17 protein-coding genes are annotated in these 14,707 nt (G+C 67.2%); 16 read left to right on the top strand and 1 reads right to left on the bottom strand.

Translation table 11 applies throughout. From position 1 onward, the window contains the following. Positions 1-170: 170 nt before the first annotated feature. On the bottom strand, positions 171-1,082 hold the full coding sequence (locus B3098_RS00985; RefSeq protein WP_286890155.1) for a LysR family transcriptional regulator: 912 nt from the start codon (positions 1,080-1,082) through the stop codon (positions 171-173). A gap of 122 nt (positions 1,083-1,204) precedes the next feature. Here B3098_RS00985 and B3098_RS00980 point away from each other — a divergent pair, with 122 nt between their 5' ends. The 16 genes from B3098_RS00980 to ccmI all read left to right on the top strand — a co-directional run bounded on the left by B3098_RS00980 (position 1,205) and on the right by ccmI (position 14,687). Then, positions 1,205-2,167 (top strand): 3-hydroxyacyl-CoA dehydrogenase family protein, encoded by a 963-nt coding sequence (locus tag B3098_RS00980; RefSeq protein ID WP_279973288.1) that lies wholly within the window; start codon positions 1,205-1,207, stop codon positions 2,165-2,167. 44 nt (positions 2,168-2,211) lie between these two features. Then, positions 2,212-3,084, top strand: a complete 873-nt coding sequence (locus B3098_RS00975; RefSeq protein ID WP_279973289.1) for a 3-keto-5-aminohexanoate cleavage protein — start codon at positions 2,212-2,214, stop codon at positions 3,082-3,084. Positions 3,085-3,427: 343 nt separating this feature from the next. Next, entirely contained in the window at positions 3,428-3,586 is a 159-nt protein-coding gene (gene napE / locus B3098_RS00970; protein WP_056569899.1) for a periplasmic nitrate reductase, NapE protein, read from the top strand. Next, a complete protein-coding gene (locus B3098_RS00965) occupies positions 3,586-3,927 on the top strand; it encodes a chaperone NapD (protein ID WP_279973291.1) in 342 nt (113 codons plus the stop codon). The genes napE and B3098_RS00965 overlap by 1 nt, the downstream gene beginning before the upstream one ends. Beyond that, complete coding sequence (gene napA / locus B3098_RS00960; protein WP_175138464.1) at positions 3,911-6,406, top strand: periplasmic nitrate reductase subunit alpha; 2,496 nt, start codon at positions 3,911-3,913, stop codon at positions 6,404-6,406. Before B3098_RS00965 ends, napA begins: the two co-directional genes overlap by 17 nt. Before the next feature lie 18 nt (positions 6,407-6,424). After that, complete coding sequence (locus B3098_RS00955; protein WP_175185102.1) at positions 6,425-6,901, top strand: nitrate reductase cytochrome c-type subunit; 477 nt, start codon at positions 6,425-6,427, stop codon at positions 6,899-6,901. A gap of 16 nt (positions 6,902-6,917) precedes the next feature. Continuing rightward, positions 6,918-7,556 (top strand): cytochrome c3 family protein, encoded by a 639-nt coding sequence (locus B3098_RS00950; protein ID WP_056569895.1) that lies wholly within the window; start codon positions 6,918-6,920, stop codon positions 7,554-7,556. Continuing rightward, entirely contained in the window at positions 7,543-8,217 is a 675-nt protein-coding gene (gene ccmA, locus B3098_RS00945) for a heme ABC exporter ATP-binding protein CcmA (RefSeq protein WP_286890150.1), read from the top strand. The genes B3098_RS00950 and ccmA overlap by 14 nt, the downstream gene beginning before the upstream one ends. Beyond that, complete coding sequence (gene ccmB, locus B3098_RS00940; protein WP_105238346.1) at positions 8,183-8,848, top strand: heme exporter protein CcmB; 666 nt, start codon at positions 8,183-8,185, stop codon at positions 8,846-8,848. Before ccmA ends, ccmB begins: the two co-directional genes overlap by 35 nt. 7 nt (positions 8,849-8,855) lie before the next feature. Next, a complete protein-coding gene (ccmC, locus tag B3098_RS00935) occupies positions 8,856-9,680 on the top strand; it encodes a heme ABC transporter permease CcmC (protein WP_279973296.1) in 825 nt (274 codons plus the stop codon). Continuing rightward, the gene (gene ccmD, locus B3098_RS00930) at positions 9,677-9,859 is read left to right on the top strand and encodes a heme exporter protein CcmD (RefSeq protein WP_279973297.1); all 183 of its coding nucleotides are present in this window, start codon (positions 9,677-9,679) and stop codon (positions 9,857-9,859) included. Before ccmC ends, ccmD begins: the two co-directional genes overlap by 4 nt. Beyond that, positions 9,856-10,314, top strand: coding sequence for a cytochrome c maturation protein CcmE (gene ccmE / locus B3098_RS00925; RefSeq protein ID WP_279973298.1), 459 nt, complete (start codon positions 9,856-9,858; stop codon positions 10,312-10,314). Before ccmD ends, ccmE begins: the two co-directional genes overlap by 4 nt. Further along, positions 10,311-12,323 (top strand): heme lyase CcmF/NrfE family subunit, encoded by a 2,013-nt coding sequence (locus tag B3098_RS00920; RefSeq protein WP_286890145.1) that lies wholly within the window; start codon positions 10,311-10,313, stop codon positions 12,321-12,323. The genes ccmE and B3098_RS00920 overlap by 4 nt, the downstream gene beginning before the upstream one ends. Further along, positions 12,323-12,844 (top strand): DsbE family thiol:disulfide interchange protein, encoded by a 522-nt coding sequence (locus B3098_RS00915; protein WP_279973301.1) that lies wholly within the window; start codon positions 12,323-12,325, stop codon positions 12,842-12,844. Before B3098_RS00920 ends, B3098_RS00915 begins: the two co-directional genes overlap by 1 nt. Positions 12,845-12,888: 44 nt before the next feature. Next, positions 12,889-13,374 carry a cytochrome c-type biogenesis protein gene (locus B3098_RS00910; protein WP_414631251.1) on the top strand — a complete coding sequence of 162 codons (486 nt, stop codon included), beginning with the start codon at positions 12,889-12,891 and terminating at the stop codon, positions 13,372-13,374. Next, a complete protein-coding gene (gene ccmI / locus B3098_RS00905; protein ID WP_286890143.1) occupies positions 13,371-14,687 on the top strand; it encodes a c-type cytochrome biogenesis protein CcmI in 1,317 nt (438 codons plus the stop codon). The genes B3098_RS00910 and ccmI overlap by 4 nt, the downstream gene beginning before the upstream one ends. Positions 14,688-14,707: the final 20 nt, after the last annotated feature.

Below are 14,707 nucleotides of genomic sequence, written 5' to 3'. Positions count from 1 at the left end.
CCTATAAGAGAGCGTCCGCCGCGAATAGAGGATCGCAATGGACGCGCATGAAATGCGCCGCCATTACGTCACACCGGCCAGACTTTGGATATCAGAAGAGTTTTAGATTCGGCCGGGCGCAGTGGCAGGACGAGCAAAGCTCGCCCTGACTACTCGATCAATCCTCGCTGCTATTGCCGCGGCTGCGCCGCCACGTATTCCCTCAACGTCTGCACCAGCGCCACCGCAGCGGGCGACAAGCTGCGATTGCGGGCCGTCACCAACCCAATCGAGCGCTCGGCCACCGGCGCCGTCAGCCGCCGTTGCACGATGCCGGTTTGCGCCACCGCGCCAGCGGCGATCTCCGGCAACGCTGCGACGCCGAAGCCGCATTCGACCATCGCCACGATGGTCGTCAAATGCTCGGCCTCGAATGCGGGTGCAAAGCGGATGCGGTTCTGCAGAAAGGCCCATTCCGTGTATTGGCGCACGCTGCTCGGATGCACCATCGACACATGCTCCGCCCCAGCCGTATCGGCCCAGCGCAGCGGCCCTTTGGCCCGCGCCAGCGGATGTGCCTCCGGGATCAGCAGGATGAAGCTGTCGGACATCAGCGGCACGTAGTGCAGGTCGGCGTGCTGCGGGTCGGCGGCGGTCAGCGCAAAGTCCACCTCGCCCGCGCGCACCAGGTCGAAGGCCGGACCGGAGAGCGTGTCGCGGACCTTGAGCGCCACATTTGGGTGCGCCTGGCGATACGTCATCAGCACGCGCGGCAGCAGCCGTGCTGCCAGCGATGGCAACGCCGCCACCGACACCTGCCCCTGTTCCGCGCTGGAGATGCTGCCGACCGCGGCGATGGCGTCGCGGAACGCGGCCTGCAGGGTTGCGGCCTGTTGCAGGAAGACCTCGCCCGCCGCCGTCAGCCGAACCGTGCGCGTGGTGCGGTCGAACAGGCGCACGCCGAGCGCGTCCTCGATGCGCTGGATCTGGGTGGACAGCGCGGATTGCGACAGATGCAGCTGCCCCGCGGCCTGGCGGAAGTTGAGCGTTCGGCCCAGCACCAGCGTGGTGTCGATGTCCCGCATCGACAGGTTGATCTGCATGATTTGCCCCCGGCCCTATTGATCTGATTGACCGATCATTCTATTCAAAAATTCTGATTCATCAATCAACCGCCCTTCTCTACACTCGCGCCAAAGCGAGATTTCAGAATCAGGAGAACAGCATGCAGAAAGACACGAACGCGCTGCCCAATCCGGGCGCGGCGCATGCGGTGGTGGTGGGCGGCGGCACGATGGGTGCGGATGTCGCCGTCGTGTTGACGCGCGCGGCGTGCCGCACGACGGTGATCGAATCGAATGCCGAGCGCGCGGCCGGTTTGCCGGCGCGCGTGGCGGAAAACCTGAAGACCATCGGGCGCGAGTCAAACGCCGCCCTGCTGGCCACCGCGCCGTCGCTAAACGAAGTTGACTGGTCCACGGTGGATCTGGTGATCGAGTGCATTCCCGAGCGCCTGGACATCAAGCAGGCGCTCTTTGCGGACCTGGCGCGGCGCACGCGGCCCGATGCCATTCTGGCCAGCAACAGTTCCAGCTTCCCGATCAGCGCGATCAGCCAGGGGCTGGACACGCGCGGCCGCATGCTGGGCCTGCACTTCTTCATGCCGGCGCATCTGGTGCCGCTCGTGGAAGTGGTGCTGGGCGAAGCCAGCGACGAGGCCTGCGCGGATTCGCTGATCGACTTCATGCGGCGCTGCGGCAGCGTGCCGGTCAAGGTGAAGCAGGATCTGCCGGGCTTTCTGGCGAACCGCCTGCAGCACGCGCTGTCGCGCGAAGCCTTCGACCTTATCGACCGCGGCATCGCGTCGCCCGAGGACGTGGACGCCGCCGTGCGGTTCGGATTTGGGTTCCGGTTCCTGGCGGCGGGTCCCGTGATGCAGCGCGACCACGCGGGCATCGACGTGCACGCGGCGGCCGGCGCAACGATGTATCCGACGTTCTGCAACGCCGACCATCCGGCGCGCTGCCTGACCGAACGCGCCGCGGACGGCCGGCATGGCATGAAGGCAGGCGAAGGTTTTTATGCCTGGACGCCCGAGACCATTGCTGCAGAGCGCGCCCGCTACGACCGGCTGCTGCGCGCCGGCCTGGACCTGATCGCTCCCGAACTGCCGGAGATCAAGCCTTGAACGCGCCTGCAACCCACTCCGTGCCTGCTTGCGCACCCGCTTCCATGGCCACCTCTACGTCAGCCCCCGCTCCGGCCCTCCCCCGCGCCGCGTTGGCCGACTCGCCCGTCATCATCACCGTCGCGCCCAACGGCGCGTACAAGAAGGCAGCCGACCACCCCGCCGTGCCGCTGACCGCAGACGCGCTGGCCGCCGAGGCCCGGGCATGCCTGGACGCCGGCGCCGCGATGATGCACATGCATGTCAGAAAGCCCGACGGCAGCCATCTGCTGGATGCGCAGGCCTATCGCGACGCGCTCTCGGCGGTGCAGCGCGCCGTCGGCGACGAACTGCTGGTGCAGGTGACGAGCGAGGCGGCGGGCGTCTATCAGGCCGCCGAGCAGATTGCGATGGTGCGCGAATTGCAGCCCGAAGCCGTCTCCATCGGCCTGCGCGAAATCGCCGTGCCCGGCATTCCGGAAGCGGAGCTGGCCGCCTTTCTGGCGTGGCTTGCCGACCGACGCGTCATGACGCAGATCATCCTGTACGACGACGCCGACGTGCGCCGTTGGCTGTCGCTGCGCGCGCGCGGTCTGGTGCCGCCCGGCGCATGGTCGGTGCTGTTCGTGCTGGGCCGTTACAGCGCGGGACAGACGTCCTCGGCTTACGACCTGCTGCCGTTCCTGGCCGCTTACGACCATTCGTTGCCCTGGGCGATCTGCGCCTTCGGCCCCGAGGAAAACGCCTGCGTCACAACCGCGGCGGCCTTCGGCGGCCATATGCGAGTCGGGTTTGAAAACAATCTGAAGCTGCGTGACGGGTCGGTGGCGCCGGACAACGCGGCGCTGGTCGCCCAGGCCGCGCAAGGCGCGCGGGCGTTGGGCCGGCCTCTGGCGACGGCGGCGGACGCGCGGCGCATTTACGGCGCGATCGGTTGATGCGCTAACGATTGACGCGGCGCAAGCAAATCGCAGCCGGCTAATCCGCAACCGGTTAATCCGCAACCGGTTAATCCGCAACCGGTTAATCCGCAACCGGTTAATCCGGCTGCGGATTTAACCGTTGTCAGCTTATCCGCACAGTCGACTGGGGCCGCCGGATACCCCGCTTTCGATCGCCCCTGCCGGTGATCGCACGCGCCCCCTTTCCCCCGCTCTGTAATCTCTCCGACATTATTTCGCTGTGTTGCAACATTGACGCCGCGCAAGCATATCTGCTACAAACTTTCGCATCTGTACGTTTAACGCAATACCCCCACAAGTTTCTGCTGCGAGGTGGTGTGTGCAAGACGAATCCGATGGCTACACAAAAGCCCAGGAACTGCGAAGTTTCCTGTTCCTGACGGCAGTCATGGCCCCGGTGTTGGCAGTGATCATCGTGGCCGGGTACGGTTTTGCGGTCTGGATCTACCAGATGTTCGCAGGCCCCCCGGGAAGCTGATGCAAAGCCTCCGCCCCCCCATTCCCCCCCATCAGCCCGCCTCCGCGCCCTGTAGCGCGGCGCCCGAGCTGCACATCGCCAGCATGGTGGTGCATGCCGCCCCACGCCGGCTGGCGGACGTGCGCGGCGCGATCCTCGCGATCGCCGGCGCGGAAATCCACGGCGCTTCCGAGACCGGCAAGCTGGTCGTCACCCTGGAAGCCCCCTCTACCGAAGACATGCTTGCGCAGATAGCGCAGATCCAGCGGCTGGACGGCGTGCTGGCGTCGGCGCTGGTCTATCAGCATTCCGACACGCTTGCCGCGATGAATGAGGAGATTGACGATGTCCATGGCTCGTAGAGAGTTCATCAAGCAATCTGCCGCCGCCGCTGCCGCCACGGTAGCCGGCATCCCCATCGTGGGCTACACGCAGAACATCGTGACGGAATCGGAAGCGGCCAAGCTGAAGTGGTCCAAGGCGCCCTGTAGATTCTGCGGAACCGGCTGCGGCGTGAACGTCGCGGTGAAGGACAACCAGGTCGTGGCGACGCACGGGGACTTCAACGCCGAGGTCAACCGCGGCCTGAACTGCGTGAAGGGCTATTTCCTGTCCAAGATCATGTACGGCAACGATCGGTTGACGACGCCGCTGCTGCGCATGAAGGACGGCAAGTACGCCAAGGATGGCGAACTGGCGCCGGTGTCGTGGGACCAGGCGTTCGACGTCATGGCCGAACAGTTCAAGCGCGTGCTCAAGGACAAGGGCCCGGAAGCCGTCGGCATGTTCGGCTCGGGCCAGTGGACCATCTGGGAAGGCTACGCGGCGCTCAAGCTGATGAAGGCGGGGTTTCGGACCAACAACCTCGATCCGAACGCGCGCCACTGCATGGCGTCGGCGGCGGTGGGCTTCATCCGCACCTTTGGCGCCGACGAGCCCATGGGCTGCTACGACGACATCGAAAACGCCGACGCCTTCGTGCTGTGGGGCGCGAACATGGCGGAAATGCACCCCATCCTGTGGACGCGGGTGACCGACAGGCGGTTGAGCAAGCCCAATACCAAGGTGGTGGTGCTGTCCACGTTCGAGAACCGGTCGTATGAACTGGCCGACATCTCTTTGACCTTCACGCCGCAAACCGACTTGGCGATCCTGAACTACATCGCCAACCACATCATCAAGACCAAGCGCGTCAACCGGGAATTCATCGACGAACACACGCGGTTCCTGGAAGGCAACACCGACATCGGCTACGGCCTGCGTCCCGAGCACCCGCTGCAAAAGGCCGCCAAGAACGCCAACAACGCCGGCGGCTCGCGCCCGATCACTTACGACGAATACGCGAAGTTCGTCTCCAAGTACGACCTGGACTACACCGCCAAGCTGACCGGCGTGCCCAAGCGGAATCTGGAAGCGCTGGCCGAGCTGTATGCCGATCCGAAGATCCGTGTCATGTCGTTCTGGACCATGGGGTTCAACCAGCACACGCGCGGCGTGTGGGCGAACAATCTGGTCTACAACATCCATCTGCTGACGGGCAAGATTTCCACGCCGGGCAACAGCCCGTTCTCTTTGACGGGGCAGCCGTCCGCCTGCGGCACCGCGCGCGAAGTGGGCACGTTCTCGCATCGCCTGCCCGCGGACCTGGTCGTGACCAACCCGAAGCACCGGGCGCGCGCCGAAGAGGTCTGGGGGCTGCCTGACGGCACCATCCCTGAAAAGGTGGGCGCGCACGCGGTTTTGCAGAATCGCATGCTGAAGGACGGCACCATCAACGCCTACTGGGTGATGGTCAACAACAACATGCAGGCCGCGGCCAACATGTTGAACGAAGGCTATCCCGGCTACCGCAATCCGGCGAACTTCATCGTGGTGTCTGATGCCTACCCGACGGTGACCACGATCTCGGCCGATCTGGTGCTGCCCACCGCCATGTGGGTGGAAAAGGAAGGCGCCTACGGCAACGCCGAGCGCCGCACGCAGTTCTGGCACCAGTTGGTCAACGCGCCCAGCGGCGCGCGGTCGGACCTGTGGCAGTTGATGGAGTTTTCCAAGCGCTTCACCACGGACGAAGTCTGGCCGGCGGACCTGCTGGCCAAGAAACCCGAGCTGCGGGGCAAGACCCTGTTTCAGGTGCTGTACGAAAACGGCAAGGTCAACAAGTTTCCGAATACGGAACTGGACCCGGAATACGCCAACGATGAGGCCAAGGCGTTCGGCTTCTACGTGCAAAAGGGCCTGTTCGAGGAATATGCGGAATTCGGCCGCGGTCATGGCCACGACCTGGCGCCGTTTGACACCTATCACCAGGTGCGCGGCCTGCGCTGGCCTGTGGTGGACGGAGTCGAGACGCGCTGGCGCTATCGCGAGAAGGCCGATCCGTACGTGAAGGTGGGCTCCGGCTTCAACTTCTATGGCAACCCCGACGGCAAGGCCAATATCTATGCCCTGCCCTATGAGCCGCCCCCCGAGGTGCCGGACGAGGAATACCCCTTCTGGCTGTCGACCGGCCGCGTGCTGGAGCATTGGCATTCGGGGTCGATGACGCGGCGTGTGCCCGAGTTGTACCGCGCCTTTCCCGATGCGGTGTGCTTCATGCACCCGGACGACGCGCAGGCCATGGGTTTGCGGCGCGGCGTACTGGTGGAGATTGCGTCGCGGCGCGGCAAGATGCAGACCCGGCTGGAAACGCGCGGACGCAACAAGCCGCCGCGCGGCCTGGTGTTCGTGCCCTGGTTCGATGCCGGCCAACTGATCAACAAGGTCACGCTCGACGCCACCGATCCGATCTCGTTCCAGACCGACTTCAAGAAGTGCGCGGTCAAGATCACCAAGGCTTGACGGCCGACGGAGACGCTCATGAACATTCGCGCCACTTCGATCGCCCTGGTCTTTCTGATCGGCACAAACGCCTGGGCCGCGCCGACCGATCCGATGATTGATCCCATGCGGGGCCCGACGCCCCTGACCGAGTCGGCCACGCCGCCGCTGATGCCCCCGGTCGAGAACCGCGACGTGCGGCGCATGCGCACGTACTCGATGCAGCCGCCCACCATTCCGCACAAGATCGACGGCTACCAGATCGACAAGAACTTCAACCGCTGCCTGGCCTGTCACGCGCGCGTCAACACCGAGCAGACACAGGCGGTGCCGCTGAGCGTGACGCACTACATGGACCGCGACAGCAACGTGCTGGCCGAAGTGTCCCCGCGCCGGTACTTCTGTCTGCAATGCCACGTGCCGCAAACGGAGGCCAAGCCGCTGGTCCCGAACAATTTCCAGGACATCGACGTGATCCTCAAGCGCCTCTCTGCTCCGGCGCCCGACAAGAAGTAAGGGACAGGAGCCCGTCATGGTCAAGCTCATCAAGCGTTACTGGAACATCATCCGCCGGCCCAGCGTGCACTTCAGCCTGGGTTTTCTGACGGTGGGCGGGTTCATCGGCGGCATCCTGTTCTGGGGCGCGTTCAACACAGCCATGGAACTGACGAACACCGAGAAGTTCTGCACCGGCTGCCATGAAATGCGCGACAACGTGTACTCGGAGCTGAAGGGCACGATCCACTTCACCAATCGTTCCGGCGTGCGGGCGCTGTGCTCGGACTGCCACGTTCCGCACAACTGGACCGACAAGATCGCCCGCAAGATGCAGGCGTCCAAGGAGGTCTGGGGCAAGATCTTCGGCACTATCGACACGCGCGAGAAGTTCGTGGACAAGCGGCTGGAACTGGCGCAGCACGAATGGGCGCGCTTCAAGGCGAACGACTCGCTGGAATGCCGCAACTGCCACAACTACGAGTACATGGACTTCACCCGGCAGAGCGTGCGGGCGCAGAACATGCACTCGACCTATCTCGCGGACCGGTCCAAGACCTGCATCGACTGCCACAAGGGCATCGCCCATACGCTGCCGCACATTCCGCCTGGCCAGACCTCCGAAGCGACGCCGCCGGCCAGGGCGTCCAACGAGGTGGCCAATGCAGCCCGCTGACGCGCCGCTGCCGGTGCTGAGCGCGCGCGGACTGGTCAGCCGGCGCGGCGGCCCCGGCGCGCTGGATTTTGATCTGCACGCCGGGCAACTGTTGAACGTGCGGGGAACCAACGGCAGCGGCAAGACCAGCCTCTTGCGCATGCTGGCCGGCCTGCTGCGCCCTTTGGACGGCGGCATCTTCGACCCGGACGGCGACATCCGCCGTGATCCGTCGGCTCACTTTGCGCGCACGGCGTATCTGGGGCACGGCAACGGCCTGTCGGGCGACCTGACCGCGCTGGAAAACCTGCGGTGCAGCCTGCATGTGGCCGGCACGCCGCGGCGCGACGACGTGATCGCCGCCTGCCTTGACGACTGGCGCCTGGGCGCCTGCCTGCACACGCCCGCCGCGCGCCTGTCGCAGGGCCAGGGCCGCCGGCTGGCGCTGGCCGCCGTGGTGCTGGGCGCCAAGCCGCTATGGCTGCTGGACGAGCCCGACGCGGGCCTGGACGCGGCCAGCCTGGAACAACTGGCGCAGGCGCTTGAAGCGCATCTGGCCGCGGGCGGCGCCGCCGTCGTCGCCTCGCATCGCGCCCCCGGCACGCCTGCCCATCACACCCAAACCCTGAACATGGATGATTACGCGGATGCTGGCAACGCTGTCTCAGTTGGCATTGCGTGAAGTCCGGCTGGCCTGGCGTCGACCGGCGGACACGCTGGGCGCGACGCTGTTCTTCATCGTCACGGGTTCGCTGTTTCCGCTGGCGGTGGGTCCCGATCCCGTGCTGCTGCTGGCGATCGGGCCAGGGGTCTTGTGGGTCTGCGCCCTGCTCGGCATTTTGCTGAGCCTGCATCGTCCCTTCGCGCAGGACTACGACAACGGCGCGCTGGAGCAACTGCTGGTGTCGCCGCATCCGCTGCCGCTGCTGGTGGGCGTGAAGCTGGGCGCGCACTGGTTCAGCACCTGCGTGCCGCTGATTCTTGCCAGCCCGGTGCTGGCTCTGCAATTTGGCCTGTCGCCGCACGCCATCGGCATCCTCGTGCTGTCCCTGCTGCTGGGCACGCCGACACTGGCGCTGGTAGGCGGCCTGGGCGCGGCGCTGACGCTGGGCCTGCGCGGCGGCGCGCTGCTGCCGCTGGTGGTGCTGCCGCTGTACGTGCCGGTGCTGATCTTTGGCGCGGGCGCCGTGTCGGCCACGCATGCCGGCCTGGGCGCGGGGCCGCAGCTTTCGCTGCTGGGCGCCGGCCTGTGCCTGGCGATCCTGCTTTGCCCGTGGAGCGCGTCGGCGGCGCTGCGCGTGGCGCTGGACTGAGGTATCCATGCACAATCCCTCCACCTTCGACTCCCCCCGCGCCGCCCCCATGCGATCGAGCTGGATGCGCTACGCGTCGCCGGCGCTGTTCTACCCGCTGGCCGGGCGGATGATTCCATTTTTCGCCGTGGGCGCCGCGCTGCTGGCAGCGGCCGGGCTGTACACGGGACTTGTGGTGGCGCCGGTGGACAGCCAGCAGGGCGAGGTCTACCGCATCCTGTTCATCCACGTGGCCGCGGCCTGGATGTCGATGTTTCTGTACCTGGTGATGGCGGGCTATGCGGCGCTGGGTCTCATCTTCAACACCCGCCTGTCGTTCATGATGATGCGCGCGCTGGCGCCCACCGGCGCGATCTTCACGTTCCTGACGCTGTGGACGGGCGCGCTGTGGGGCAAGCCGACGTGGGGCACGTGGTGGGTGTGGGACGCGCGGCTCACGTCCGAGCTTATCCTGCTGTTCCTGTACCTGGGCTTCATGGCGCTGCAGGCCGCCACCGACGATACGCAGCGCGCGGACCGGGGCGGCGCAATTCTGCTGCTGGCGGGCGTGGTCAATGTGCCGATCATCTATTTCTCGGTGCAGTGGTGGAGCACGCTGCATCAGGGCGCGTCGATCAACCTGACAACCGCCCCGAGCATGGCGCGCATCATGGTGACCGCGATGCTGCTGATGGTGGCGGCGTTCTGGCTGTACAGCGCGGCGGTCGCGCTGGCGCGCGTGCGCGGGATCATTGCAGCGCGCGAGCCGGGCGCCATTCAGAAGATCGCCGGACAGATGGGCGGCGGACAGCCGGGCGCGCCGGCAAGCGGCACCCGGACGGAGGCGCCATGAGCTGGGACACCCTCTTTTCGCTACAAGGCCACGGGCCGTACATCCTGGGCGCGTACGGCGTCACGTTCGCGGTGATGGCGTGGGAAGTGCTGGCGCTGTGGCGGCGCGCGCGTCGAAGCGGCCAGCGGCAGGAGGATGTTGCCAGTTCCGCGCGTCACGCAGGAAGGACGCGCCGATGAGCCCGCGCAAACGCCGCGCGTTCGCCATCGTGGGCGGCCTTGCCCTGCTGGGCCTGGCCACCGCGCTGGTGCTCAACGCCCTGCAATCGAATCTGGTGTTCTTCTTCAGCCCGACGCAGGTCATCGCGCACGAGGCGCCCGCCAGCGGCAGCTATCGCGTCGGGGGCCTGGTCGAACAAGGCTCGCTGCAACGGGAGGCCGACGGCCTGACGCTGCGCTTTGCCGTGACCGACACCGCCCACGCCGTGCCCGTCACCTATCAGGGCTTGCTGCCGGACCTGTTCCGCGAGGGCAAGGGCGTGGTGGTGGCCGGCAAGATGGGCGCGGACGGCGTGTTCCGCGCCACCGAAGTGCTGGCCAAGCACGACGAAAACTACATGCCGCCCGAAGCCGCCGACGCGATCAAGAAGGCGGAGCAACGAGCCGCCGCCACCCTGCAGGCGGAGGCGAAATGATCCCGGAAATCGGCCTTTTCGCCCTCATCCTTGCGCTGCTGGTGGCGCTGGCGCAGGGCATCCTGCCGCTCATCGGCGCTGCCACCGGCTGGCAGGCGGGACTGCGCGTGGCGCGGCCTGCGGCCATCGGGCAGTTCGGCCTGACGACGCTCGCCTTCGCCTGCCTGGCGTGGGCCTTCGTGCACAACGACTTTTCGGTCCTGTACGTGGCCGCGAATTCCCACGCCGACCTGCCGGCTGGCTACCGCTTCGCGGCGGTCTGGGGCGGGCATGAAGGGTCGCTGCTGCTGTGGCAGCTCCTGCTGACGGCCTGGACGCTGGCCGTGGCGCTGTGCAGCAAGCGGCTGCCCTTGGCTTTCGTGGGCCGCGTGCTGGCGGTGATGGGCTGGATCAGCGTCGGCCTGCTGCTGTTCATGCTGTTCCTGTCCAATCCATTCGAGCGCCTGATTCCGGCCGCGATGGCCGGCCGCGACCTGAACCCGCTGTTGCAGGACCCGGGCATGATCGTGCATCCGCCCATGCTGTACATGGGTTACGTCGGCTTTTCGGTGGCGTTCGCCTTTGCCATCGCGGCGCTGCTGTCGGGCGAGCTGGACGCGATGTGGGCGCGCTGGGTGCGGCCGTGGACGCTGGCCGCGTGGACGTTCCTGACCATCGGCATCCTGCTGGGCAGCGCATGGGCGTACTACGTGCTGGGCTGGGGCGGCTGGTGGTTCTGGGATCCAGTCGAGAACGCCTCCTTCATGCCGTGGCTGGCAGGCACCGCGCTGATTCATTCGCTGATCGTCACCGAGCGGCGCGGCGCCTTCCGCAGCTGGACGGTGCTGCTGGCCATCTGCACGTTTTCGCTCAGCATCCTGGGCACGTTCCTGGTCCGCTCGGGCGTGCTGACCTCGGTCCATGCCTTTGCCGTGGATCCCGGCCGCGGCTTGTACATCCTTGCCTTCATGACGGTGATCGTGGGCGGTTCGCTCGCCCTGTACGCCTGGCGCGCGCCCACGGTCGGGCTGGGCGGCGGCTTTTCGCTGCTGTCGCGCGAATCGCTGCTGCTGTCCAACAACGTCGTGCTGACGGTCGCGGCGGGCTCCGTGCTGCTGGGCACGTTGTATCCGGTCGTGTTGGACGTGCTTGAGTGGGGCAAGATCTCCATCGGACCGCCCTACTTCGAAGCCGTGTTCGTGCCGCTGATGACGCCTGCGATCTTTCTGATGGGAGTCGGACCGGTCGCCCGCTGGAAACAGGCAGAGCTTCCCCACCTGGGCAAGCGCCTGCGCGTGGCCTTTGCGGTCAGCGTGCTGACGGCGGTGCTTGTGCCGCTGGCGATGCCCGGCGCTTCGCGCTTCGGTTCGCCGATGATCGTGCTGGGCCTGTGGCTGGCCGCCTGGTCGGTCGCCAGCGCCGGCGCGCACGCGTGGCAACGCCTGACGGACGGCGATGGCGAGTTGCTGCGGCGGCTGACCCGCCAGCCGCGCTCGTGGTACGGCATGCTGCTGGCGCATGCGGGTATCGGCATCTTCATCGCGGGCGTCACGCTGGCCAACGGCTATGAGGTCAAACGCGAGCTTCGTGTCGACGTGGGCGCCACGCAGGAAGCCGGCGGCTACCAGTTCACGTTTGCCGGCATCGGCCCGGCCACCGGCCCCAACTACACCGCGCAACGCGCCGTTTTCCAAGTGATGCGCGATGGCAAACCCGTGGTCACGCTGTATCCGGAAAAGCGCCACTACACCGTGCAGGACATGGCGCTCAGCCAGGCTGACATCGACAGCGGCTTTACCCGCGACCTGTTTGTGGCGTTGGGCGAACCCGTGGCCGATAACGCCTGGACCGTGCGCATCCAGGTCAAGCCCTTCATGACGTGGATCTGGACCGGCTGCATCCTGATGGCGCTGGGCGGACTGCTGGCGGCGGGCGACGGACGCTACCGGCGCGCGCGCGAGGCGCAGGCGCGCAAGGACGCGCACGCTGCCCTGCCCGAGGCCGCGGGCGCGGCGCGGGAGGGCTATTGATGCTGCGCTATCTGCTGCCGCTTGCCGTGTTCCTGGCTATGGCCACGTTCCTGGCGAAGGGGCTGTCGCGCGACCCGCGCGCGGTGCCGTCAGCGATGATCGACAAGCCCGCGCCCGCCATCGGCCTGCCGGATCTGCTGGAGCCCGGCAAGACACTGGACGTGGAATCGCAGCGGGGCAAGGTCTGGCTGCTGAATGTGTGGGCGTCGTGGTGCGGACCGTGCAAGGACGAACTGCCCGTGCTGCGCGAGGCGGCGCAGCGCCATGGCATTGCGCTCTACGGACTGAACTACAAAGACAAGCCCGACGAGGCGCGGCAGTGGCTGGCGCGCAATGGCAATCCGTATCTGGCCTCCGCCAGCGATGTCGACGGGCGCGTCGGCATCGAATACGGCGTGTATGGCGTGCCCGAGACGTTCGTGATCGACGGCGACGGCCGCATCCGGTACAAGCATTTGGGGCTGATCACGCCGGAGCTCTGGCGTACCCGCTTGCAGCCTGTCATCGAGGCGCTGCAATGAGGGCCCGGCGTGTGCAACGCCGTCCATTGAGGCCGTGGCTTCGGTTGCCCCGCAAGCTGATAACGGTCGCCATTCAGGCCGTCCTGGTGACCGGCCTGCTGGTCACATTCCTGACCCCGACGCCCCTTCGCGCCGCGCCGGCTCCCTCACCCGTGCTGTCACCCGAACAGGAACAGCGCGCCGACAAGCTCGCGCACGGCCTGCGCTGCCTCGTCTGCCAGAACCAGACCCTGGCCGAATCCAACGCGCCCCTCGCCCTGGACATGCGCAAGCTCATCCGCGGCCAACTTGCCGAAGGCAAGAGCGACACGGAAATCATGCGCTTCTTTGAAGACCGCTACGGCGACTTCGTGCGCTACGACCCGCCCTTCAAGCCGATTACCTGGCTGCTGTGGGTGGGCCCCTTCGCGCTGCTGGCCGTGGGCTTCCTGGTGCTGGTGCGCACGCTGAAACGGCGCGCCGGCACGCGCGCACCGCTGACCGCGGACGAACGCGCCCGCGCCGCCCGCTTCCTGGATTCCGGCTCATGACCACGCTCTGGCTCATCGTCCTGGCCCTGCTGCTGGCCACCCTGCTTTGCCTCGTGCCGCCGCTGCTGCGCCGCACGCCGGCCGCGGAGACCGCGTCGGACGCCAGCGTGCGCGCCTTCTATCTGGCGCAGCGGGAGCAACTGCGACGCGATCTGGCTAACGGCGCGCTCAGCCCGCAGGCGCACGCCCGCGCCGACGAAGAGCTGCAACGCGATCTGCTGCAGGACCTGGCGATGCGCCGTGATCCCTGCGCACGGCTGGGCGGACAGCGCGCCGGCATTGCCGCGGCGTGCGTGCTGACGGTGGCCGTCCCGGTGGCCGCCGTGCTGTTGTACGGGCAGTTGGGCAATCCGCGCGCGGCGGCCACGATCGCCATGGCGCAAGCGCCTGAACCCCATGCGCAGGAGGCGGACAACGACATGGCGCTGGCGATCAACGCGCTGGCCCAGCGCCTGCGCGCCTCGCCCGATGATGCCGATGGCTGGTACATGCTGGGCCGATCGTACGAAACGCTGGGCCGCTACAACGACGCCATTGCCGCGTATCGGGAGGTGCTGCGGCTGGTGCCCGGCCAGCCCGTGGTGTTGGCCGATCTGGCCGACGCGCTGCTGTCGGCGCGGCAGGGCCAGCCCGACGAGGATTCCATCGCGGCCGTCGCGCAGGCGCTGCAGGCCGAGCCGGATCAGCCCAAGGCGTTGGCGCTGGCCGGCATGATGGCGCTGCGCCGCGGCGACGCCGCCGAGGCGCTCACGCACTGGGAACGGTTGCAAAGGCTGCTGCCGGCAGAGTCGGAGGCGGCGCGGCAGATCCAGACGAATATCGCGCAGGCGCGCGCCATGGCGACGGGTGGGGCTGGGGGAGCTTCAGTGGCGGCTGCGTCGGGTAATTCGTCCGCATCGCCTGCGGTGGCAGGGTCGACGCCGGCTGCTTCCGCAACGCCCGCCGCTCCGGCCGCCACGCCCTCCGCGCCCGCCCGCATCGCCGGTCAGGCCCGCATCGCCGACACGCTGCGCGGCCAGGTCGCGCCGAACGACACCGTCTTCATCCTGGCGCGCCCCATGGAGGGATCCCGCATGCCGGTCGCCATCCTGAAGATGCAGGTTGCGGACCTGCCGCGGGCGTTCGTGCTGGACGACAGCACGTCCATGTCGCCGGATGCCACGCTGTCCAAAGCCGGCGAGGTGCGCGTGGAGATCCGCGTCAGCCGTTCGGGCAATGCTGCCGCCCAGGCCGGCGACCTGAGCGGCGTGCTGACGGACGTGGGGCCGCGCGCCGACGGGCTGGAACTGGTGGCTGACACCGTCGTGCGCTGACCGCTTCCGCCGTCAGCGCT

The sequence above is a fragment of the Achromobacter sp. UBA2119 genome (genome assembly GCF_002331005.1).
GTDB lineage: Bacteria > Pseudomonadota > Gammaproteobacteria > Burkholderiales > Burkholderiaceae_B > Achromobacter > Achromobacter animicus.
Note: the sequence above shows the minus strand (reverse complement) of the source record. Positions and strands in the feature narration are given on the sequence as shown.